Below are 21,750 nucleotides of genomic sequence, written 5' to 3'. Positions count from 1 at the left end.
GAGGGTTTCGCGCCCACGCGGCGGTAGCCGCACATCAGATACAGCCCCGCGCCCCCAAGAAGGTGGGACCGCTCACCCGCGTGGAGTAGTTACCGCCGCCTCCCCTCCCACCCCCCAGGCACTGTTGAGTAGTGACCGACGTCGTAGGGGCATCCGCCACCGGGCACGGGCTTGCCCGGCGGTGTCGGCGGCGTTGGATACGGGGGGCGGCCCTCGGGGTCGGGGTGCTGCTCGTCGGAACCGTCGGCAGCGGCTGGGTCCTCTACACCAAGCTCAGTGACAACATCACCGCCGACGACGCGGCCGCCGCCGAACTCGCCCGGTACGAGCGGGAGCGCCCCACCGCGCTGGTGCGGGGCGCGCAGAACATCCTGGTCATCGGGTCGGACTCGCGCGCCGGGGACGGGAACCGCCGCTACGGCAAGGACTCGGGAACCGAGCGGTCCGACACCACGATCCTGCTGCATCTCGCCGCCGGCCGGGGCAGCGCCACCGCCGTGTCCCTGCCCCGGGACCTGATGGTGCACGTGCCCGGGTGCCTGCGCAGGGACGGACGCCGTAGCGAGCCGTCGTTCACGCTGTTCAACTCGGCCTTCGAGGTGGGGGGCTCGGCCTGCACCGTCCGGACCGTGGAGAAGCTCACGGACATCCGCATCGACCATTACGTCGTCGTCGACTTCAGCGGGTTCAAGGACATGGTCGACGCGGTCGACGGGGTGCAGGTGTGCCTGAAGAAGCCCATCGACGACAAGGCCGCCAAGCTGCGGCTGCCCGCCGGGCGGGTCACCCTCGACGGGGAGCAGGCGCTGGGGTACGTACGGGCGCGCAAGTCGCTGGGGGACGGCAGTGACACCGCGCGGATGGACCGGCAGCAGCAGTTCCTGGGGGCGCTCGTCAACAAGGTGCAGAGCGGTGACGTACTGCTGAACCCGGCGAAGCTGTATCCGCTGCTGAACGCGGCGACCTCCGCGCTCACCACCGATCCGGAACTGGCCAGTCTGCGCGGTTTGTACCAACTGGTACGCGGAGTACGGGACATCCCCACGGAACATGTGCAGTTCCTCACCGTGCCGAGGGAACCGTATGTGTACGACTCCAATCGCGACCAGCTCGTGGCGGGCCGGGCGGACAAGCTTTTCTCGCTGCTGCGGGCCGACCGGCCGGTGCCCGTGACCAAGAAGTCGGGAAACTCGGCGACGTCCGCGTTTCGCGGGAACACCGCCGCCGAGGACAGTTGCGAGTAAAGCACTCGCCAAGGCGGCGAAGTTCCGCGCGGTTCGATGTCAGTTAAATGAGGCGGATTGCCCACTTGTAGGGAGGACTAATTTGTCACTGGCGTCACTTGACGCTGAAGTGGGCGGATAGTGTGAGCGCTCCGGTGCACCCGGCCGCGAGGTCCGTCCTGGGGTCGCGCACCGCGAAACGTGACCGAGCGCCTTGGTGGGGGGAAGGCGCCGCGTGGCCCCGACGGAGGATTCGGACAACCGTGGACGCGCAAGGCCGTGGGCGGGCGGACAACATCGATCCCGCAGACCAATGGGTGCTCAATCCGAACACCGGTGAATACGAACTGCGACTGACGCCTTCCGCACCGCAGTCGTCACCGCAGTCGTCGGCGGTGCCCGGACCGCGCAGAGCGACGTCGTCGCACACCGCCCCGGACGGGGCGCGGGAGACGGCGAGCCCGGAGCTTCCGGGGCAGCGCCGGCGCCGCAGCGAGCCCGAGCCACCGGCCGGGCGGCGCTCGCGACGGCCGGTGAAGAAGAAGTCGAAGGCCAAGAAGGCGCTGCTGTGGACCGGCGGTTCGATGGCCTTCGTGCTGGTCGCCGTCTCGGCCGCCGGCTATCTCTACATCAAGCACCTCAACGACAACATCACGTCCGTCTCCGACGACGGCGCGAGCACCGGTGGCTTCAGCAAGGACAAGGCGATCAACCTGCTGATCATCGGCACCGACAAGCGCACCGGCAAGGGCAACGAGGGGTACGGCGACGCGGGCAGCGTCGGGCACGCCGACACCAACATCCTGCTGCACATCTCCAAGGACCGTTCCAACGCGACCGCGTTGAGCATCCCGCGCGACCTGATCGTGGACGTCCCGGACTGCCCGACCCAGCAGGCCGACGGCAGCACGAAGGTCATCCCGGGCACGACCGACGTCCGCTTCAACACCAGCCTCGGGCAGGACGGCCGCACGGCCAGCTGCACCGTGCGCACGGTGACGGAGCTGACCGGGATCACCCCGGACAACTTCATGGTCGCCGACTTCAACGCGGTCAAGACGCTGACCGACGCGGTCGGCGGGGTCGAGGTGTGTCTCGCCAAGGACATCGACGACAAGCAGTCGCACCTGAAGCTGTCCAAGGGCACCCACAACATCTCCGGCGAGACCGCGCTGGCGTTCGTGCGCACCCGGCACTCGGTCGGCTTCGGCGGTGACCTGAGCCGGATCCAGCTCCAACAGCAGTTCCTGAGCGCGCTGATGCGCAAGCTCAGCTCCAACTCGACGCTCACCAGCCCGTCCAAGCTGCTGAAGCTGGCCGATGTCGGCACCAAGGCGCTGACCGTCGACTCCAAGCTGGACAGCATCTACAAGCTGAAGGACCTGGGTCTGGAGCTCGGCAAGCTCAACCCGAAGAACCTGACCTTCACCACCATCCCGGTGCTGGACAACCCGGCCGAGAAGGTCCCGGTCACCGTCGTCGTCAACGAGTCGAAGGCCCCCGCGGTCTTCCAGGCGATCAAGGACGACGTCTCCTTCACCGCGGTCAAGAAGAAGCAGGCGCAGGCCAGCAAGGACGCGGCGGCCGCACGCCTCGAAGGCAGCAAGTCCGCGGCCTCCGAGGTGCGGGTGCGCATCCTCAACGGCGGGGCGCCGCCCGGCAGCGCCCAGGAGACCCTCAGCTGGCTGCAGAACGACAAGGGCGTCCTCAAGTCGGAGAACGACGGCAACGCGCCCGCCGAACTCGCCAGGACCACGCTGGAGTACGGCCCCGCCCAGGCCGCCCAGGCCCGTGAACTGGCCAGCCTCATGGGGCTGTCCGGCTCGGCGATGAAGCCGGGCAAGAGCGTCACCAACTCCCAGGGACTGCCCACGATCACGCTGACGCTGGGCAAGGACTTCCAGGGGGCGGGGGTGTCCCTGACCACTCCGACGAAGGCGCCGGATGTGGACAGCAAGACCACGGCGGACAAGGTGACGTGCGCCAAGTAGCGACAAGTGGCGACAAGTGGCGTGCGGTAGCGGGGAGTTGTCCTCCGGCGACACCAAGTCACCCCGAATAAGCAGGTAACCCTATGGGTCCGTCAAGCGTCTAACCGGGCGCGGGGCGGACCCGTGTGGTCCGTGGGGCGTCCGACGGGGGGCGTGACGGCGGGCCTGTGCGCGCAGGGCGCAGGGTGGGGAGGGCAGGGAGTTGACGCAGAGCGATGTACGGGGGGAGGTGCCTGCGGACGGGGACACGATGTCCCTCGAACCGAAGGCACTGAAGGCACCGAAGGCACCGAAGGCACCACAGCCACCGAGAGCGCCCGGCACACCGGGCGGCACCGGCGGCGGGCGTCGTACGGGCGGCTCGGCCGACGGCCGGGGGAAGCGCGGACGGCGGGCGCTGCGCCTGTCGGCGACGGTACTGGCGGTGGTGGTTCTCGGCACGGCCGGTGCCGGTTACCTCTACTACCAGCACCTGAACGGCAACATCCACAAGGGCCAGCGCGACAGCGGCGACGCCAAGGCGCGGAAGTCCGCGGCCAACTCGGCCGGTCAGACGCCGCTGAACATCCTGCTGATCGGCTCCGACAGCCGTAACTCCGACGAGAACGTGAAGCTCGGCGGCGCCAAGTACGACCGGGGCAGCCCGCCGCTCGGCGATGTGCAGATGCTGATCCACCTGTCGGCGGACCGCAAGAGCGCGGCGATGGTGAGCATCCCCCGGGACACCCGCGTCGACATCCCCAAGTGCACGGACCCGAAGACCGGCAAGGTGTACCCGGCGACCAACACCATCATCAACGAGTCGCTGGCCCGCGGCGGCGCCGGCTGCACGCTGGCCACCTGGGAGAACCTCACCGGGGTCTACATCGACCACTGGATCACGATCGACTTCGCGGGCGTGGTGAACATGGCGGACGCCATCGGCGGCGTCGACGTCTGTGTGAACCAGAACGTGTGGGACCGGCCGACGGCCGCGGTGCCCGGCGGCTCCGGGCTGAAGATGACGGCCGGCACGCACAAGGTGAAGGGCGAGCAGGCCCTGCAGTGGCTGCGCACCCGGCACGCCTGGGGCAGCGACCCGCTGCGGGCCAAGGCCCAGCACATGTACCTCAACTCGATGATCCGCACGCTGAAGGGCCAGAACGTCTTCACGGACACCGGCAGGCTGATGGACCTGGCCGAGGCGGCCACCAAGTCGCTGACGGTCTCCGAGGAGATCGGCAGCCCGAAGAAGCTCTACGACCTGGCCATGCAGCTCAAGTCGGTGCCGACGGACCGCATCACCTCGCTCACGATGCCGAACGTCGAGGACCCGCAGAACAGGGATCACCTCGTGCCGGACGGCGCCAACGCCGACAAGACGTGGCAGATGCTCCGCGACGACGTGGCGTTCGACAAGAACGGCGGCGCCGAGAAGAGCAAGAAGAAGACCACGGCGAGCGCCGCGCCCGTCAAGGAGGCGTCCGTCGCCGCCGGCAGCCTCGGCGTGCTGGTGCAGAACGCCACCCGGAGCGCCACCGAGGCCCCGGTCGGCGGCCGGGCGCGGACGCTCGCGCAGGCACTGGCCGCGAAGGGCTACGGCAGGGCCGTGGCGGACACCTCGGCGGGCGCGGAGTCCGTGGACCGGACGGTGGTGGAGTACCCGAGCGCGGACCTGCAGGGCGACGCCCAGGCGGTCGCCAAGGCGCTGGGGATCCCTACGGACCAGGTGCGGCAGACCACCGATGTGTCAGGCGTCACGCTCGTCGTCGGCGCCGACTGGCGCGAGGGGACGTCGTACCCGAAGCAGTCCGCGCCGAAGGCCGGTGACCTGCCCGGCAACACCGACGCCATCAACGGCTCGGACGCCAAGCAGTGCATGGACGTGTACGGGCCCTATCGGTGGTAGCCCCCGCACAGGTACGCACAGGCAACTCCTAAACGCCTGCATGACACTGCCGCCGTGCTCGGGTGCTCGGGAGTTCCGGGCGTGGTGGCAGGTGCGAGCGGGAGGGCGGGCAAGGTGGTGCGCAGCAGTGTGCGGGGGGAGGTGTCCGACGTGTCGGTGGTCGAGGACACGATGCCCCTCACGGCCCAGTCGGGTGGCGGCAGACGGCGCGGAGGCGGCGCGGACGGCGACCGGAAGCGCCGCAGACGCAGGGTCCTGCGCTGGTCGGCCTCGGTCGTCGCCCTGGCGGTGACCGGCACCGCCACCGCCGGTTACCTGTACTACGAGCACCTCAACAGCAACATCAAGCAGGCGCCCCTGACCATCGGGGACTCCAAGGACCGCGCCGCCAAGACCAAGGCGAACGCGGCCGGCCAGACCGCGCTGAACATCCTCCTCATCGGCTCCGACGCCCGGGACACCGCCGAGAACCAGAAGCTGGGCGGCGCCAAGGACATCGGCACCGCCGCCCGCGCCGACGTGCAGATGCTGCTGCACGTGTCGGCCGACCGCACCAACATGTCGGTGGTGTCCATGCCGCGCGACACCCTGGTCTCCATTCCGAAGTGCACCGACTCCAAGACCGGCAAGGTCTACGCGGCCACCACCGACACGATGGCCAACGCCTCCCTGGAACGCGGCGGGCCCGGCTGCACGGTGGCCACCTGGGAGAAGCTCACCGACATCCACATCGACCACTTCATGATGGTCGACTTCTCGGGCGTGGTGTCCATGGCGGACGCGATCGGCGGGGTGCCGGTGTGCGTGGACGCCAACATCTACTCGCACACCTCCTCCGGCCACGGCTCGGGCCTGAAGCTGAAGAAGGGCACCACGTCCGTCAAGGGCAAGCAGGCCCTGCAGTGGCTGCGCACCCGCTACGGCTTCGAGGACGGCAGCGACATCGCCCGTACCAAGGCCCAGCACATGTACATGAACTCGATGGTCCGCCAGCTGCGCTCCAGCGCGACCCTCAGCAACCCCGACAAGCTCCTGGGGCTCGCCGAGACGGCCACCAAGGCGCTCACGGTCGACACCGGCCTCGGCTCGGTCACCAAGCTCTACGACCTGAGCAAGGAGCTGAAGAAGGTCCCCACGAACCGCATCACCATGACGACGATGCCGTGGGTGTACTCCTCGGACGGCAACCGCGTCCTGCCCAAGCCCACCGACGCGGCCAAGCTGTGGCGCCTGGTCCGCGAGGACATCGCGCTGGACGGCAAGGACAAGAAGAAGAAAACGACGGCGACGACGAAGGTCACCGACAAGGCGGCGGCCGACGACAAGATCGCCGTACAGGTGCAGAACGGCACGAAGAGCGGCAGCGAGAGCGCCGTCACCGGCCGGGCCGCCGCGGTCACCGCGCTGCTGACCGGCAAGGGCTTCACCAAGGCCGCCGCCGACACCTCGGCGCTGCTGAGCGAGGAGCAGACGCTGGTGCGCTATCCGAGCGCGGACCTGGCGGGCGACGCCCAGCGGGTCGCCAAGGTGCTGGGCATCCCGAGCAGCCAGGTGAAGAAGTCCGCGGACGTCTCCGGGGTCACGCTGGTGGTGGGCGCCGACTGGCGCTCGGGCACCAAGTACACGGCCGACGACGATGACACCACTCCGGCGTCCGCGAGCGCCCTCAACGCCTCGGACACGAAGGCGTGCATGCACGTGGACCCTAACTACACCTGGTGACCCCGCGAGGGGCGGTGCTCAGCGGGAAGAGGGGCTGAGCACCGCGGGGCGACGGGACGCGATGACCCGCTTCGCCAGCGACCTGGGGCTGGTCAGGAAGCCGTACCCCCACGCCATGTGCATGGTGGCGAGGGCGACCGGGATCTGCAGCCGCGCCCTGAGCGGCAGCCCCTTGCCGGCCGGTACGGACCCGGCGGCGATCGCCGCGAGGTAACCGCCGGGGATCACGAAGCCGAGCGGGGTCACCAGGGCCCCGACGAGGATCCCGGCGGCTATCGCGCACACCGCGGTCGGCGGGGCGAGGTAGCGCAGGTTGATGGAGCCCTCGTGGTAGCGGGCGACGACGTGCCGCCAGCGGCCGTAGTCCTTGTACTGCTTGGCGAGCGCCTTCACCGACGGCCTCGGGCGGTACGACACCTTCAGCTCCGGCGAGAACCAGATCAGCCCGCCGGCCTCGCGGATCCGGAAGTTCAGCTCCCAGTCCTGGGCGCGGATGAACTCCTCGTTGTAGCCGCCCTGCTGCTCCAGCGCCTCGCGCCGGAAGACCCCGAGGTAGACCGTCTCGGCCCGGCCGGCCTCGCCACCCGTGTGGAAGGCCGCGTTCCCGACGCCGATCTTCGAGGTCATGGCCGCCGCGACCGCGTGCTCCCAGGCGTTCTCGCCCTCGGCGTGCATGATGCCGCCGACGTTCTGCGCGCCGGTCTCCTCCAGGAGCCGTACCGCGGTGGCGATGTAGTTGGGCGAGAGCATCCCGTGGCCGTCGACGCGGACCACGATCGGGTGCCGGGAGGCCTTGATCGCCGCGTTCAGCGCGGCCGGCGTGCGGCCGGTGGGGTTCGGGACGGTGTGCACGCGGGGGTCTTCGGCCACGAGCTGAGCGGCGATCTCGTCCGTGCGGTCCCTGGACGGACCGAGGGCGATCACGACCTCCAGCTCGCCGGCGTACTCCTGCGCGAGGATCGCTTGGACGGCTCCGCGCAGGTGCCGCTCCTCATCGAGGACGGGCATGATCACGGAAACTGCGGGGTGCCGCACGTCGGACTTGGCGTTCATAGGGGGCTCACGTTACCGCGAACGGGGGACACCGGTGCGCGCCGCCGGGGCCAAGACGCGGGCTGAAGGTCGTATCGGCCTACCGTCCTTACGGATCCCACGTACGGCCTCGTCCGGAGGTGTCCCTTTGGCCGCCAGCCCGCCCCGGTCCCCCGCTCGGCCCGCCCGGCCGCAGCGGCGACCGCAGCCCACCCGTCAGGCCCCGCGGCCGCCGGTACGACCCGTGAGGCCCCGGCGGCCGCGCTGGGCCATGCGGGCGGTGACCACGCTCTCGGTGGTGGTGCTGGCGTCGGCCGGGATCGGGCACGCGGTGATGGCCGGCCTGGACGCGGACATCGCCCGGGTCGACCCGTTCAAGGACATGAAGAACCGTCCCGCCGCGGGCCACGGCATGAACGTCCTGCTGGTCGGCACCGACGGCCGCGACCAGATCACCGAGCACGAGCGGCGCAAGTACCGGCTGGGCGGGGCGCCCTGCCACTGCACCGACACGATCATGATCGTGCACATCTCGGAGGACCGGGAGCGGGCGACCGTGGTCAGCCTGCCGCGCGACTCCTACGCCGAGATCCCGCCGCACGTCGACCAGACGACCGGGCAGCAGCACGGCGCCCACCCCATCAAGCTGAACGCGGCCTACGCGGAGGGCGGCCCGCAGCTGACCGTCCGCACGGTCGAGGACATGACCCATCTGAAGATCGACCACTATCTGGAGGTCGACTTCATCAGCTTCATGCGGACCGTCGACGTGCTCGGCGGGGTCCGGATCTGCACGGCCCAGCCCCTGAAGGACTCCTACACGGGCCTGGACCTCTCCCCCGGGACGCACACCCTCGACGGCGGCCAGGCCCTGCAGTACGTCCGCTCCCGGCACGTCGACGGGGCGAGCGACCTGGGCCGGATGAAGCGGCAGCAGCGGTTCCTGGCCGCGCTGATCGAACGGGCGGCGTCGTCCGGGGTGCTGCTCAACCCGATCAGGTTCCGGGACGTGACGCGGGCGGTGCTGGGCTCCGTGCGGGCCGACATGGGCTTCGGCACGGACGAGTTGCTGGACCTCGGCCGGGCGATGCGGAACTTCTCCCCGTCCTCGTCGGAGTTCACCACCGTGCCCATCGGGCAGATGGCCTACCCCGTGAAGGGCATCGGCTCGACGCTGAAGTGGGACCCGGCCGGGTCGGCCCGGCTGTTCCAGTCCCTGCGCGACGACAAGCAACTGGCTCCGCCCGCTTCGCCGGCTTCGTCGGCTCCCTCGGCGTCACCGGCCTCGCCGGCCGCACCGGCGCCGAAGCGGCCCGCCGGGCCGCCGCCGGCCACCGTGGAGGTGGCGCCGGACCAGGTCCATGTGCAGGTGGAGAACGGTACGGGTACGGCCGGGCTGGCACGGAAGATGGACGCGGCGCTGGCGGGGACCGGATTCGCGACGAACCACCGGCCGGTGACGGCGGTACGTCATGACGTGACCCGGACGGTGGTCTCCTACGACCCGCGGTGGGACCGCTCGGCACGGTCGCTTGCGGCGGCTCTGCCGGGGAGCGAGCTGCGGGCGGTGCGGGGCATGGGGCCGGTGCTGCGGGTGACCGTCGGGGCGGACTTCAAGGGGGACGTACGGAAGGTGCGGGCTGATGATCCGGCGCCGCAGGGGGAGGCCTCCCTGATGCGCGGAGACGAGAGGGTTTGCTGAGGGTTGCGTTTCGGCTGCGGGCCGGTGGGGACTGGTCGCACAGTTCCCCGCCCCCTGAAGGGGCGCCCCCTCAGTCCTCGAAGCCCTCCGCCGCCCTCCGCTCGCGCAGTTCCCTGATCTCCCGGCGCCGGGCCAGCCGGTGTGTCCGTCTGATCTGGGCCTCCTGATTGCGGCGGCGGTCCCGGTCCGTCTCCGGTATCACCTGCGGCACCCTGCGGGGCTTGCCGTCCGCGTCGACCGCCGCGAAGACCAGGTACGCCGAGCCGACCTGGGTCGCGGGCGTCGACTCGTTCCAGCGCTCGGCGAGGACCCGGACGCCGACCTCCATCGAGGTGCGGCCGGTCCAGTTGACCTGCGCCTTGACATGGACCAGGTCGCCGACGCGGACCGGCTCCAGGAACGCCATCTCGTCCATGGACGCGGTGACCGCGGGACCGCCCGAGTGACGGCCGGCGACCGCGCCCGCCGCGTCGTCGACGAGCTTCATGATCACACCGCCGTGCACCGTCCCGAGGAGGTTGGTGTCGGCGTGGGTCATGATGTGGCTCAGCGTGGTCCGCGAGGCGGACGTCGGCTTGCCGGGTATGTCGAGTTCCGCCTCGGGGGCCTGTTCTGTCATGGCCCCCACCTTATGCCGAAGCGACATTCGCGGAATTTGTGTCGGGTTCGCAACAGCGGTGACCTGATTTTCCGACGACCCTTGTCACCGGCACGGCCGCTGCCTGCACACTGGGGCCCATGAACGAATGGCCCCAGGGATCGTCGAACGACAACCGCGGCAACCGGTACGGACGCGGTAGCGCGGACGCGCAGCCTGAGGGCGCGCGCGTGATGCGCCAGGTGCGGCGCGGAGAACCGTCGGCGCCGCCGTACGGCAGCCCGCAGCAGGGCGGCGGCTACGGCGGGGTCCCGCAGCAGCCGTCGTACGGCAACGGCAACGGCAACGGGTACGACGGCGGTGCCGGGTACGACAGCTACGACAGCGGCTACAACACCGGCCAGGTCTACGGCGGCGGCCCCGGGGGCGGGGGACCCGGCGGCGAGTACGAGCGTGGACCGCGGCGGGCTCCGAACTGGCGCAAGCGGATCAAGTGGACGGCGATCGTCGTCCTCGGTGTGGTGATCGTCACGTCCGTCTCGACCTACTTCTGGGCCGACTCCAAGCTGCACCGGGACGTCGACCTGTCCAAGGTCATCGACCGCCCCGCGGCCGGCTCGGGCACCAACTACCTGATCGTCGGCTCCGACAGCCGCCAGGGCCTGTCCGACGCGCAGAAGAAGGAACTGCACACGGGTTCGGCCGAGGGCAAGCGCACGGACTCGATGATGATCCTGCACGTCGGCGACAACGGCGACACGCTGGTCTCGCTGCCGCGTGACTCGAACGTGGTGATCCCGTCGTACAAGGGGTCGACGTCCGGCAAGGTCTATCCGGCCACCGGCCGGACCACGAAGCTGAACGCGGCCTACGCCGAGGACGGCCCGACGCTCCTCGTCCGCACGGTCGAGTACAACACCGGCCTGCACATCGACCACTACGTGGAGATCGGCTTCGCCGGTTTCGCGAACATCGTGGACGCGGTCGGCGGGGTCACGATCGACATCGACAAGGGCTTCAAGGACAAGTACTCGGGCGCCGACTTCAAGGCGGGCAAGCAGACCCTGAACGGCGAGGAGGCCCTGGCCTTCGTCCGTACCCGGCACGCGTTCGCCACGTCCGACCTGCAGCGCACCAAGAACCAGCAGAAGTTCCTGGCGGCGCTGGCCCACCAGGTGGCCACTCCGGGGACGATCCTCAACCCCTTCAAGCTCTACCCCACGCTCGGCGCGGGCCTGGACTCGCTCACCGTCGACAAGGACATGAGCCTGTGGGACCTGGGCTCGATGTTCTTCGCGATGAAGAACGTCAACAGCGGCAACGGCAAGTCCATGAACATGCCGATCTCCGGCTCCACGGGCGGCAACCTCGTCTGGGACAAGGCGAAGGTCAAGACCCTGGTGGACGAGCTGAAGAACGACCAGACGGTCACCGTCAGCGGCAACTAGCGCCGGTCGCAGGCGCCTCAGGGGCACCCCGGCGGGGTGCCCCTGAGGCGTTTCGGGCCGGTGTCACATGGCCACGCCGGCCATCGAGCGGCACATCTCGGCGCAGCGGCGACACGCCTCCGCGCAGCGCTTCATCTGTGGGTCGTCCGGCATGGTCATACACGCCTCGGCGCACATGTCACAGGCTTTCGCGCACATCGCGCACATCTCGGGCGAGAGCGGCGAGCGCCGCATCATCACGTCGGCGCACATCCGGGTCATCTCGGAGCAGTCCATCAGCGCGCGCATGATCCGCATGTGGGCGGGGCCGCCCTCCATGGACATGCAGGAGCTCATGGTCTCCTCGCACATCGTGTGGGTGGCCATGCACATGTTGACGCATTCCTGCATCTGCTTGGACATGGCCGTCATGGGTCCGGTCTGGGTCATGGCTCCTCCAGGGGAGGGGGGAGGGCCCGGGGCGGGCCCCGTTCGCTTTCGTTCCTAAGCCCGACCGGCCGGTAGTGCCATTCGGGGCGGCCATGGAAAAGGCGCCCCGAGGGGCGCCCCTTCGCCGGATGCCGGTGCGGCTACGGCAGGTTGCGGGCCATGACGATCCGCTGGACCTGGTTGGTGCCCTCGTAGATCTGGGTGCTTTATAGGCCATACGGCTCTGACCTGTGCGAACACCCCTCCGAGAGGGGGTCTCCCCAGCATTTCCCCATGATCGTCAAGGGTCTCCGCAGGCAGGAGGTGCGCTGGAGGCACCTCTGTCAGTCGTGCGGTATACGAGCAGACCCGACGCAGGTTACGCGGTTTCCCGTTCCGTCAACCGTGATCGCTTGACCGGTGCGCCCGGCCCTCGGGAGCATCAACCCACATGCGGGGTACTGGCAGCGGACGGGAGAGGGGAACCCAGACTATGAAGGTCACCAAGCTGGTCAGCACGTGCGACATCAAGGACTGCCCGACGATCTACGCCACGGATCGCGGCACCCTCCTGGTACAGGGCGAGACACCGACCGACCACGGGCTTCAGATTCCCGCGCACGAAACCCTGGTCGAGATCCCGATGGAACTGATCCAGAAGGCCATCCGTGACAACCTCATCTAGGAGCCTCGGCGACCTCTTCGACGCGTTCGAGCGCGAGGCATTCCGGCTGGAAACCCTGGACGACTACAGCAAGTCCGGGAGCGTCGACGCCTATCAGGCTTTCCTGGCCGGGGAGCCACAGCCGGACGACTACAACGCGGGATGGGTCGAAGAACTACGCTCGCACACCGAGAAGGGGAAGCGGGTATACCGGGTCCATATCCTGTCCCGTCCGCTCACGGACTATCTCAGGTTCGAACTCGGCTGGGGCTACCACAAGAATGCGAGCGGGGGCGAAGAGTTCTTCATCCTCGACATCACCGACAAACCCAACCTCTTGGAGAACGTTCCGGATTTCTGGTTCTTCGACTCCGAATCCGTGGCCGTGATGAACTACGACGGAAGCGGAAAGTACCTGGGTTCGGAAGTGCTACCGCCGGAACGAACAGCGGAATTCACGCAGTACCGTGATGCGGCTCTCGCACACGCGGAACCGTTCACCGAATGGTGGGCCAAGTACGGGACGTGAACAGAGCACAGCTTGGAGCCGCGCTGCGGGCGCTGCGAGTGGCATCCGGCAAGGAAGCCAAAGCGGTGGCCCGCAGCGCCCTCATGTCTCCGTCCAAGCTGTCCAAGATCGAGAATGCGAAGCTGGCCCCCAGCGCGACGGACGTAGAGCGCATCCTGACCGCCATCGGCGTCTCGGACGAGGTCAAGGCGGAGTACGCGGAAGCCGCACGCGCGTCAGCGACGGAGGCGACGGCGTGGCGCCTGCTCAAGCGGATCGGGGTCCACAAGGGCCAGCAGGCGGCCAAGGCTCTGGAAGCCCAGATGTCTGTACTGCGACTGTTTCAACCCGCACTCGTTCCGGGCCTGCTCCAGACTCCCGAGTACATCCGGGCCATTCTGCAACGCCACAACCTGAGTGAAGACGCACTCACGCGAACGATCAATGGGAGACTCGAACGGCAAGCGGTTCTCTACGACAACGCAAAGTCGCTTCGCTTCGTCATCACCGAACCTGTTCTGCGCTGGCGCATCGTGCGACCGCAGATGATGGCTGCTCAGCTTGATCGCATCGTCTCTATTTCACGACTCTCACACGTGGACATCCGGATAGTCCCGCTGCGGGTTCAGCAACACGACATCGCAAATCATGCCTTCGTCATCCGTGACGACCGCATGGTGACCGTTGAAACCGTCCATGCCGAAGTCGTTGTTACGGACCCGCGAGATGTGAGTCTCTACGTTGATAAGTTCGAAGGATTCGAGCGATCCGCGCTGGCCGGTGACGAAATGCGGGATCTGATCGAAGGTATCCGCAACGACTTTTTGCGGGAACAGGAAACAGGCTAGAGGCGCGATCGTAGGCCGCCGAAGATGGGGGCCATGGTGAGCGACAGCAGGGCACATGGGACCGAAGCGGCTGATCATCTGGGCAGCAGCGAGGCCCGACAGTTTCTTTCCCGTCTCTCCGGAGCGTTCGGCGTTGGCGTCGTGCTCATGGTGCAGAAGAGCGACCCTGGCCCCGAAGGCGCGGACCTGGCGCCGAGTTCGGCTTTGCACTGGCCTCGGTGTGAGTGCGGGAGCCCGAAGTGTCCTGACTACAGGCCCCCGCCGAATAGCCCGTCAGCGGGACTGAGCGACAGAGTCGCCGCAGCCAACGCGCGCAGCCGCAGGGGCGGACTGTGAGCGTCAGAGCGGCCATGCGGTACGTGATGCACCGGATCACCGAGCATCCCGACACGGACGTGACGTTCGAGGCCGAGTGCCTGCACTGCGGTTGGAAAGCGACTCCCGCCGACGACTCGGCATCCGTCGACGTGGCGTGCATGAGCCACACGGGCCGGTCCGGGCACGCCGGTTTCCGGCGCATCCGGACCTCGTTCGCCATGGTCGTCCGCGCCGAGTGAGACACCGCCCCCTGCGGTGGAATCCCTGAACTCCCGCCCGGTATGGGCGGCGACGGTCAGTCATGGCCGTGATCAGTTGAGCAGGAAGGTGCAGTGATGCTGGACGGAAGTGATCTGTACGCGCTCGACATCAACGGGGCGTCGTTCGTGAAGGCATGCGGCGGCCCGTGCACCGAGGGGTGCGTGACCCTGGCCCGGATCGGCGACGACGCCTGGGCGGTCGGCGACAGCAAGCGGCCGGAGGCGCAGCCGCTGCGCTTCACCACGGAGGAACTGGACGCGGCCGGAATCGACCCGGCGCGCTTCGGCCTGAACGCCTGATCCTCCCCCCTCCCGTCAGTCGGGCCGGGTCCATCCCCCGTCCCTGGGTCCGGCCCGGCTGGCACCTCTCGAACGGGAACGACTCGTGCACCACCACGGCTACCTATGGACCGGCCCGAAAGAGCGCTTCGACCAGGAAGCACTACGTCGGCCCCCACACCCTGAGCCGCCCCCAGCCGGAAGCAGACCGGAACTGATTCAGCGGTACCGCGAGGTAGCCGCAGAGTTCCCCACTTCCGATCTGCCGCCACTGGAAACGGCGTACTGGCTGATCAAGCCCCGTTCCTTAGTTCGTGGCACGTGGGAGGAAGAGAAGGAGGCCGCGTCATGGCTCGGTGAGCGGCTGGCCGAGTACGCGCCCCGGTTCGCGTCGGACAGGAACCGTGATCCCTCGCGCCTGGGCAGACTGGTGAACGCTGCGGCCGAGCAACTGCACTCCGGTACCGATGTGTCGTACGGCTTCTACCTGGAGCGCCCCTCGTATCTGTCCCTGGCATTGGTGACGTGCTCTCCGAATCGCGCGAACGCCGATCTGGCCTGCCCAGTCGCATAGCCAAAGGAACAAAGAGGCCCCGGCCACAGAGGCCGGGGCTCATTCGGTTGATCAGAGCAGTGCTCGGAAGGGGTTGAAGTCTGCGAGCGGTTCTGGCCGCTCCGGTTCCGGCGCGTGCTCGGGGGTCTGCTTGGGCACCGGGCGGTAAGCGTCCAGCCGGACAACGGTGGCGCGGTTCTGTTCACGCTCCGCGCTGGCCGGCTGCGCCTCTGCGTGACGGGAACCGTCCCGCTTCCTGTCGCTGTCCGTGCTGGCCAGCTGCGGCACAGAGTCACCGGGACTGTCACCGCGGAGTGAGAAAACGGTGGCAGGTCGACCGGTCTTTCCGGCCCGTTCCACGGTCACCACGATTCCGGACAGTTCCTTGACCTCAGCCGCCGTCGCTCCCACATACGGGAGCACCTGAGAGGACGTAGCGCGTCCTCCGTGCATTTCGATCCGGGCCCGGACCTTGTCCTCAAGACTGAGCGGCTGTCGCTTCACCTTCGGGGAGGTGGCCCCCTTGGTGATGCGCACGGCGTCCTGGACCGACCGGCGAACCAGGGTGAAGGCGGCGGACAGCATCTCTTCCGTGATCGCCTCCGAGCACTCCGACGCTGCCAGGCAGGCCGCAACCCTGAGCGTCTGTTCTGCCGTGCGCTCGATGAACACTGCCTGCCCCTCGGGCAGGGTCTCACCCAGGATGCGGGCGTACCGGCGCACGATCCGCCACAACGGCCGGGCGTCCTCCCCGAGCGTGATCACTCGCGGCCGGGCCGTGGCCCACCCGTAAGCGTCGGCCAACTCTCGCCCGTCCACCTCGGGCAGGCTCACCCGGTCGTCGTCCAAGAGCGGGACCGACCCGAGCAGGAAGGGAAGGATGCGGTTGTACGAGCCACCGGCCGCTTCCGACTCTCCTACGTACTTCGACCAGTCAGACGGGGTGACGTGACAGTGCAGGACCATGGCGGGGTCGCGGATCTCTTGTGCCTCATCCTTGGTGGTGTTCCGCAGCGTCGCACCGTCCCATGCCGTCCGCAGCTTGGTCGTGAACGATGCGTCCCGCTTCACCCTGCGGAGCACTTCCGACCACTCTTCTTCGACCACCAGAGTCCCGCACGTCCCGCCCGTGCTCGGTCTCTGCCGTCGCTTCCTGCTGCTCCCACAAGTGGTTGACCATGCTTGCCCCGGAAGTGATCCCGGACGTGGTGTGCGTGGCCAGGAAACGGCCCAATGCCTTGTCCAGGACGTGATGAGCGGCACGGAGCGCAGTCCCCTTGCCCCTGCCCGTCCCGGCCACCAGAGCGGACCACAGCAGCACGGGACGGGCGTTTCCACGGGATGACACCTTGACTGTGCCACCGATGGCAGCCGACCAAAACGGCAGCGCCGCCACGTACACCCCCAAGGGGTCCGCTTCCAGGAAGGGGGCGATTCTGCGGACCGAGCGACCGATGGGACCGTACAGAACGGGGGTGCTCACAATGCCTCTATCTCAAGAAGGGTTAGTTGGGTGGCCTCTGGCCGGGGAAGCCGGGCGCACTCGGCGCCCGGCACTGCGGGGGCGACGGTTACGCCGCTGCCGCTTTTCCCTCGGATGCGTCTCGGTGTGCCAGCTCGTATCCGTGCCTCACGTGCATCGGAATTCGACCCTTGGCAGGTACGGCGTAGCCGTTCTCTCGCGCCCACGCCCGGACGGCACGGTTACGCTCCCGCTCACTCATCCCCGAGCGGTCGACCTTGGCAGGCTCCGGAAGCGGGTCACCACCGACCAACTCACCCGAGCGAACAGCCGACTTGAAACGCCCCGGCACCCGCACGTCCATCACAGGGATGCCACGCTCGGAAGCGTCACGGAGCTTGGTGGCGTTCCGGTCGCCACCCTCACCCAGGACTAGCAGGACCGTGCTGTCATCGGCACGACCGACCACCTGATAGCCCAGGTTGCGCACCGCTTCCCGCGCGTCGTCCCACTCGTACCCGGGCACCTCACCAGCGATCATCACGGATGGGCCAGGCTCCCCCATGGGTGCCGCTTCCGGCTCCGGCTCCGGCTCCGGCTCCGAGACAGGCTCAACAACAGGCAGGGACGCAGGCTCAGTCGGCGTGACCTCGTTGCCAGCCGGTGCGCCCAGCGCGTCACAGAGGTACCGGCCGAACGACACATCGTGTTCAAGGCAGAGATGCCACGTTTCCTTGCCCAGTGTCAGCGCTGAAGTGGCCTCAACCTCAGAGCCGTCACGCGCAATGTGCGCATCGCAAAAGGTGTACTCAACCGGCACAAGCACCGTCTTACGCATAGCGCTGCATTCCTTTGATGGGGCGAAAGTGTCAGCGAGTGTCCGGAGCGCTGCTCTGACGGCCTCCCCGCTTGACTTCTATTCTTCCGCACCCCTATCACGGAACGATAACTAACGAATAACTGACACATTACTCAATATGGGGGTAATGGTAATTAGATAAAGAATAGGACCCACCGGGGGTGCCTCCCTTCGACCGCGTTCGCCAATCAAATCCCCAAATCCTCGGAACGGCACACATGACACTTCTTCGGCTAGTGCTTCAATTCGTCGCCCCACGGTTTAGAGTTGGCGTTCAGTCGCCACCCGATGTGAATAGCAAATTCCTCGACACATTCCGAGCACTGGGGCTCACCCCATGGGCACTCATATCCCGCCCGGTGTGTGCCGTCATGCGTTCCTGCCGCCCCGGCCTTGGCTGCTCTCCTGCTCACTCGTCTCCTTCGAAGGTCCATCCCAGCCGCTTCATGCCATCGGCGGTCAGGCCCAGGGCGGTAGCCAGCTGTCGGTATTCCGTCAGGTGATCTCGGGTGGCGGTTCCGTCGAGGATTTTCCCGTAATAGGTGAGCATGACTGCCACAGTCGGGACGTAGGACTCATCCCATCGTGCAGCCTGCGGACTATTCCACCATTGCTGCCATTGCTCAGATTCGGCATTCGACCAATCCCTCACGGAAGGCAGATCCGGAACGGGAAGGCCGTGGCCGTTCGGTAGCACATCCAGGCCCTTGTATCGGGAGTGCGGCGAGTTAGGGTTACGCATTTTTGGCATGGACTCTCCGGTTTCCGTTACGCGCCGTCGACGGCCGGCGGAGGCTTCTGGTCGACGGACAGTGAGAAGAACGGGCCCCCACTGGTCAGCAGAGGCCCGAACAAATGAATGATCAGGAAGTGGGCCAGGTGACAGCCTCCTTGACGATTCCCTTGGTCGGCTTGGACTCGTCAAAGGTGTTGTCTGTCTTCTTGGTGTCCAGTTCCGGATACCGCACGATCTTCCCGCCGTACAGGTGCAGGGTGTCGATGTAGTCGGCCCGGTACTTCTCAGACTGTCCCTCACGGAATCCCGTGAACTGGCTTGCGTAAGTGGCGAATTCAGAGTGACCCGCCACGATGTCCACACCGACAGGCATGGCCGTAGTTGTCAGAATGGTGAACCCGGCAAGCCGAGCAACTACACCATTGGCAGTGACACCGCCTTCGCCGTACGCGGCAGCGTTAGCGACCGAGGGGTGTTCGATGAGATACCGCTTCACCTTCGGCGAAACGACCACGTAGCGGCCTGCCGGAATGTCGTTGTCGTCCAAGGCAAGCATCATGTCCAGGGTCGCGCTGTAAAGGCTCTGGGGGATGTTGCCAGCGGTCGGCACGATGGCCGGAAGCGCCGTCGCTCCGGTCGCGATGATGTTGCCCATGAAGGTGTCAGCCTCGCGGGCCAGCGCTCGAATCATCTGCTGATTGATCGGCGAGCCAAGGCCCCCAGCCAACTGCACCCGTTCTGCATCTTCGATGAGAACCTGAAGGTACTTCGCCTCAGTAATCGTCAGCGCCTGGTCCACGGTTTCCGGCCGCTGGGCAGTCATGCCGTCAGCGATCGTGTAATCACCTACAGTCGGCCGAAGAAGGCTATTGATGTGGACGACATCACCCTTCTGCCGGATCTCCCCTTCATACTTGTTGTTGCTGCAAATCGGAGAGGCCCAGACCAGTAGAGGGTCAAACTGGGCGAGTAGGTCAGCATCCCAAATCTCAGGGATAAAAGTGGTGGAGCCGGGGTTCTGGTAGCCAAGGGTCATATGAGTACTCCTAGTTATCGCTTACGAACGTCGAGAGAAACACGGCGACGCTCCAGAATCGGGCTGCCGTCGCGATTGTGCCCGGCCCCGACAAGTTGGGGAAACGTCGGGTCCTTGGGCTTGAAAGGCGCCAGGGCCTTATCCATGGCTTCAGCCGATGGCTTGCCGTCTTCGCTTAGCAATTTTGAGGCATCTAGGTAATCGGCGAAACCATCGGGGAGATTGATTCCAGCCTGGGCGGCATGGCCCTTAAGTTCCGCCCGCGCCAACTTCGCCGCATACTCCCGCTCGACCTCAGCCCGAACAGAATGGGAGGGATCGGCCGGCGTGGCCTCGGAAATCTGTTCCGTGTCGCTCATGGCGGCACCTCCTAGAGAACTAATTAACGTGAAAGGAAGAAGTGGAGAGAAGGGCCGCCTAAGAGCGGCCCTATACCTCACAAGAGGACAACGTAAGAGAAGACACTGCCCCCCTTACCCCCCACTTTGAACGATGCAAGCAGGAAGCAAGGGGAGGAGTGTTTCTCTACGCTGCCCCTCTCACAGGGAGGTGTCCGCAGAGCCTCATAACGACTTAGGAACTGCCCGGCCGCTAGACCGTGCCAGAGGCACACCGCCGAGTGTGCATGGCCCCAGAGGTATGACCCTCCACCGTTCTGAATTAATGCGACACAGCGGGGGTCGCCTTGAAACGACCCCACGTCTGTCACGTCCCTGTGGTGTTGATCCGGCCCCACAACTCGCGGTAGCCAGAGAGGTCCTGTTCCTTAAGGCCGTCGAAGTCGTACACGAGGTTCCTGTTCCGCCCCACTTGGATTCCGGCATACCGCAATCGCCGTGTGCGGGCCTTGGCTGCCTTCTGGTGTTCCTGGCAGCGCTTACGGGGGCGCCCGGGCTTCCGTGGCGCCTGCGAGGCGTACAGAGGCTCACGGCATCCGGACCACTGGCATGAATCCGGTGGATAGTTCCGACGCTCCACCATGAAGCCGGAACCGTGCTTTTCCCCCGCTTCCTCTGCTTCAGAAAGCAGGGCGAGCAATTCGCCGTAGTGGTCGGGTTCCTCTGCGCCGGGGCGTTCCCTCATGAGGGATTGCAAGTCGCGATGAGCCAACTCCGGATCGAAGGCAGGAAGTGCCGCCACGATGGGGACCCAACTCAAAGGAACCATCCCAGTGTGCGCCGCTGCTATTCGCTCGAACTCCGACTCCTCTCGCTCCGGCCAGAGGCCCGGCCATGTCTCCCGGGCCTCGTCTCCCGCCGCTTCCAACAGTGCATCCGCACACTGTTCCAGTTCGACCTGTCCGGGTTCATCCGGAGGCGGGATGGTCCGAGTCATGAAGTCCTCTCAGCAAATAAAAACCCCCGAATTACCTCGGGGGCGCGGACGCTTGTCTCAGTTCTTCAGTTCTGGTCGTCCAGCCACTTTTCCAATTCAGCCGGTCGGCACCGGAGCGACTGGCCGACCTTTCGAAAAGGAATCTGCTCGGCCTTCCAGTTTCCGTATATCCACGACCGGGGCTTGTTCAGGTAGTCGGCCACATCGTCTACCGTCATCAGCTTTGCGCGCATTGATCCCCTAAAAGAAAAACCCCCAGTTCCCTGGGGGGTAGTTGTGTGCACTTTCCGTAGTGGCGAATTCAGTTCTGACCGTCATCAGATTCAGTGAAGGCCGCCAGCGCCTTCGTGGCTTTCTCTGTCAGCTCACCGCCAGCTTTGCCCGCAACTGTGGTCAGATATCCCTCTCGCCTCGCGCGCTTGAGATGGTCCTTCACCGTCTCGGGGCGGCGGCCGATGAGCCGCGCCAGCCACGGAACAGGCGCCGGAGCGCCCAAGTCGGCCATGGTCTTGTAGGTCACGGCCAACATGGCCAAGTAGGGCTCTGACACACCCTCATTGGCTAGCAGTAGGCCCGCCGACGCTCCCGCTTGCTCGACCTTCGCTGTCACCTCCTCCATGCCCTGTTGCAGTTCAGGTGCCGTCTCCGCCAGCTTCATGGCCGCCGCCAGGTCGAGCCTGCGCAGCACGGTCGTGGAGATCCCGCGCGCCACGTCCCGAGTTGCGGCGCCTTCTGCCGCCTCAACCGTGATCCGCTGCGGCCCCCCGGTGATCGGTCCAGTCGGCCACCACATTCGGATCACCCAGGCCCCTTGCCCTTGGGTGATCTCGAACCCGCTCTCATTCGCTTCCATGATTCCGAAGGTACCACACAGGGTGTG

23 protein-coding genes are annotated in these 21,750 nt (G+C 66.8%); 12 read left to right on the top strand and 11 right to left on the bottom strand.

The features are described from left to right. Positions 1 to 131 precede the first annotated feature (131 nt). From AB0D85_RS18770 to AB0D85_RS18755, 4 genes are all read left to right on the top strand, one after another. On the top strand, positions 132 to 1,244 hold the full coding sequence (locus AB0D85_RS18770; RefSeq protein ID WP_362321271.1) for an LCP family protein: 1,113 nt from the start codon (positions 132 to 134) through the stop codon (positions 1,242 to 1,244). Positions 1,245 to 1,486: 242 nt separating this feature from the next. Beyond that, positions 1,487 to 3,214, top strand: a complete 1,728-nt coding sequence (locus AB0D85_RS18765) for an LCP family protein (protein WP_362321268.1) — start codon at positions 1,487 to 1,489, stop codon at positions 3,212 to 3,214. 250 nt (positions 3,215 to 3,464) lie between these two features. After that, positions 3,465 to 5,102: an LCP family protein gene (locus AB0D85_RS18760; RefSeq protein ID WP_362321264.1), complete on the top strand. Its 1,638-nt coding sequence runs from the start codon at positions 3,465 to 3,467 to the stop codon at positions 5,100 to 5,102. A gap of 171 nt (positions 5,103 to 5,273) precedes the next feature. Beyond that, the gene (locus tag AB0D85_RS18755; protein ID WP_362321373.1) at positions 5,274 to 6,824 is read left to right on the top strand and encodes an LCP family protein; all 1,551 of its coding nucleotides are present in this window, start codon (positions 5,274 to 5,276) and stop codon (positions 6,822 to 6,824) included. A gap of 18 nt (positions 6,825 to 6,842) precedes the next feature. On the opposite strand, the gene AB0D85_RS18750 is transcribed toward AB0D85_RS18755, so the two are convergent. Further along, positions 6,843 to 7,877, bottom strand: coding sequence for a glycosyltransferase family 2 protein (locus tag AB0D85_RS18750; protein ID WP_362321261.1), 1,035 nt, complete (start codon positions 7,875 to 7,877; stop codon positions 6,843 to 6,845). A 250-nt stretch (positions 7,878 to 8,127) separates the two neighbouring features. Between AB0D85_RS18750 and AB0D85_RS18745 the strand changes: the two genes are divergently transcribed. Further along, positions 8,128 to 9,558, top strand: a complete 1,431-nt coding sequence (locus tag AB0D85_RS18745) for an LCP family protein (RefSeq protein WP_362321370.1) — start codon at positions 8,128 to 8,130, stop codon at positions 9,556 to 9,558. A 70-nt stretch (positions 9,559 to 9,628) separates the two neighbouring features. Here AB0D85_RS18745 and AB0D85_RS18740 read toward each other — a convergent pair whose 3' ends face one another. After that, positions 9,629 to 10,177 carry an acyl-CoA thioesterase gene (locus AB0D85_RS18740; protein ID WP_362321258.1) on the bottom strand — a complete coding sequence of 183 codons (549 nt, stop codon included), beginning with the start codon at positions 10,175 to 10,177 and terminating at the stop codon, positions 9,629 to 9,631. Positions 10,178 to 10,296: 119 nt separating this feature from the next. On the opposite strand from AB0D85_RS18740, the gene AB0D85_RS18735 reads away from it, so the two are divergent. After that, entirely contained in the window at positions 10,297 to 11,604 is a 1,308-nt protein-coding gene (locus AB0D85_RS18735; protein ID WP_362321255.1) for an LCP family protein, read from the top strand. 63 nt (positions 11,605 to 11,667) lie between these two features. On the opposite strand, the gene AB0D85_RS18730 is transcribed toward AB0D85_RS18735, so the two are convergent. Further along, positions 11,668 to 12,033, bottom strand: a complete 366-nt coding sequence (locus AB0D85_RS18730) for a four-helix bundle copper-binding protein (protein WP_362321252.1) — start codon at positions 12,031 to 12,033, stop codon at positions 11,668 to 11,670. A gap of 472 nt (positions 12,034 to 12,505) precedes the next feature. Between AB0D85_RS18730 and AB0D85_RS18725 the strand changes: the two genes are divergently transcribed. The 6 genes from AB0D85_RS18725 (at position 12,506) to AB0D85_RS18700 (ending at position 15,463) form a co-directional block, all read left to right on the top strand. Continuing rightward, the gene (locus AB0D85_RS18725; RefSeq protein WP_030298065.1) at positions 12,506 to 12,697 is read left to right on the top strand and encodes a hypothetical protein; all 192 of its coding nucleotides are present in this window, start codon (positions 12,506 to 12,508) and stop codon (positions 12,695 to 12,697) included. Next, on the top strand, positions 12,681 to 13,205 hold the full coding sequence (locus AB0D85_RS18720; protein WP_362321248.1) for a DUF6879 family protein: 525 nt from the start codon (positions 12,681 to 12,683) through the stop codon (positions 13,203 to 13,205). The genes AB0D85_RS18725 and AB0D85_RS18720 overlap by 17 nt, the downstream gene beginning before the upstream one ends. Then, on the top strand, positions 13,202 to 14,032 hold the full coding sequence (locus AB0D85_RS18715; protein WP_362321245.1) for a helix-turn-helix transcriptional regulator: 831 nt from the start codon (positions 13,202 to 13,204) through the stop codon (positions 14,030 to 14,032). The genes AB0D85_RS18720 and AB0D85_RS18715 overlap by 4 nt, the downstream gene beginning before the upstream one ends. A gap of 332 nt (positions 14,033 to 14,364) precedes the next feature. Continuing rightward, the gene (locus AB0D85_RS18710; protein WP_362321242.1) at positions 14,365 to 14,589 is read left to right on the top strand and encodes a hypothetical protein; all 225 of its coding nucleotides are present in this window, start codon (positions 14,365 to 14,367) and stop codon (positions 14,587 to 14,589) included. A gap of 96 nt (positions 14,590 to 14,685) precedes the next feature. Continuing rightward, complete coding sequence (locus AB0D85_RS18705; protein WP_362321239.1) at positions 14,686 to 14,910, top strand: DUF397 domain-containing protein; 225 nt, start codon at positions 14,686 to 14,688, stop codon at positions 14,908 to 14,910. Between the two features lie 85 nt (positions 14,911 to 14,995). Further along, complete coding sequence (locus AB0D85_RS18700) at positions 14,996 to 15,463, top strand: hypothetical protein (protein WP_362321236.1); 468 nt, start codon at positions 14,996 to 14,998, stop codon at positions 15,461 to 15,463. Positions 15,464 to 15,514: 51 nt separating this feature from the next. Here the strand turns inward: AB0D85_RS18700 and AB0D85_RS18695 are convergent, their stop codons facing one another. The 8 genes from AB0D85_RS18695 to AB0D85_RS18660 all read right to left on the bottom strand — a co-directional run bounded on the left by AB0D85_RS18695 (position 15,515) and on the right by AB0D85_RS18660 (position 21,723). Then, positions 15,515 to 16,513 (bottom strand): DUF3987 domain-containing protein, encoded by a 999-nt coding sequence (locus AB0D85_RS18695; RefSeq protein WP_362321367.1) that lies wholly within the window; start codon positions 16,511 to 16,513, stop codon positions 15,515 to 15,517. A gap of 500 nt (positions 16,514 to 17,013) precedes the next feature. Further along, positions 17,014 to 17,742 carry a histone-like nucleoid-structuring protein Lsr2 gene (locus AB0D85_RS18690; RefSeq protein WP_362321233.1) on the bottom strand — a complete coding sequence of 243 codons (729 nt, stop codon included), beginning with the start codon at positions 17,740 to 17,742 and terminating at the stop codon, positions 17,014 to 17,016. A gap of 430 nt (positions 17,743 to 18,172) precedes the next feature. After that, complete coding sequence (locus AB0D85_RS18685; RefSeq protein WP_189985806.1) at positions 18,173 to 18,313, bottom strand: hypothetical protein; 141 nt, start codon at positions 18,311 to 18,313, stop codon at positions 18,173 to 18,175. Positions 18,314 to 18,626: 313 nt separating this feature from the next. Continuing rightward, positions 18,627 to 19,535 (bottom strand): hypothetical protein, encoded by a 909-nt coding sequence (locus AB0D85_RS18680; RefSeq protein ID WP_362321230.1) that lies wholly within the window; start codon positions 19,533 to 19,535, stop codon positions 18,627 to 18,629. Positions 19,536 to 19,549: 14 nt separating this feature from the next. Then, a complete protein-coding gene (locus AB0D85_RS18675) occupies positions 19,550 to 19,894 on the bottom strand; it encodes a hypothetical protein (RefSeq protein WP_362321227.1) in 345 nt (114 codons plus the stop codon). 346 nt (positions 19,895 to 20,240) lie between these two features. Then, positions 20,241 to 20,870, bottom strand: a complete 630-nt coding sequence (locus AB0D85_RS18670; protein ID WP_362321225.1) for a hypothetical protein — start codon at positions 20,868 to 20,870, stop codon at positions 20,241 to 20,243. Positions 20,871 to 20,935: 65 nt separating this feature from the next. Then, complete coding sequence (locus tag AB0D85_RS18665) at positions 20,936 to 21,088, bottom strand: helix-turn-helix domain-containing protein (protein WP_362321364.1); 153 nt, start codon at positions 21,086 to 21,088, stop codon at positions 20,936 to 20,938. Between the two features lie 83 nt (positions 21,089 to 21,171). Beyond that, complete coding sequence (locus AB0D85_RS18660) at positions 21,172 to 21,723, bottom strand: hypothetical protein (protein WP_362321222.1); 552 nt, start codon at positions 21,721 to 21,723, stop codon at positions 21,172 to 21,174. Positions 21,724 to 21,750: the final 27 nt, after the last annotated feature.

The organism is Streptomyces sp. NPDC048277 (assembly GCF_040652235.1).
In the GTDB taxonomy this organism is placed as follows: domain Bacteria; phylum Actinomycetota; class Actinomycetes; order Streptomycetales; family Streptomycetaceae; genus Streptomyces.
This window is presented reverse-complemented; position numbering and strand designations above follow the sequence as displayed.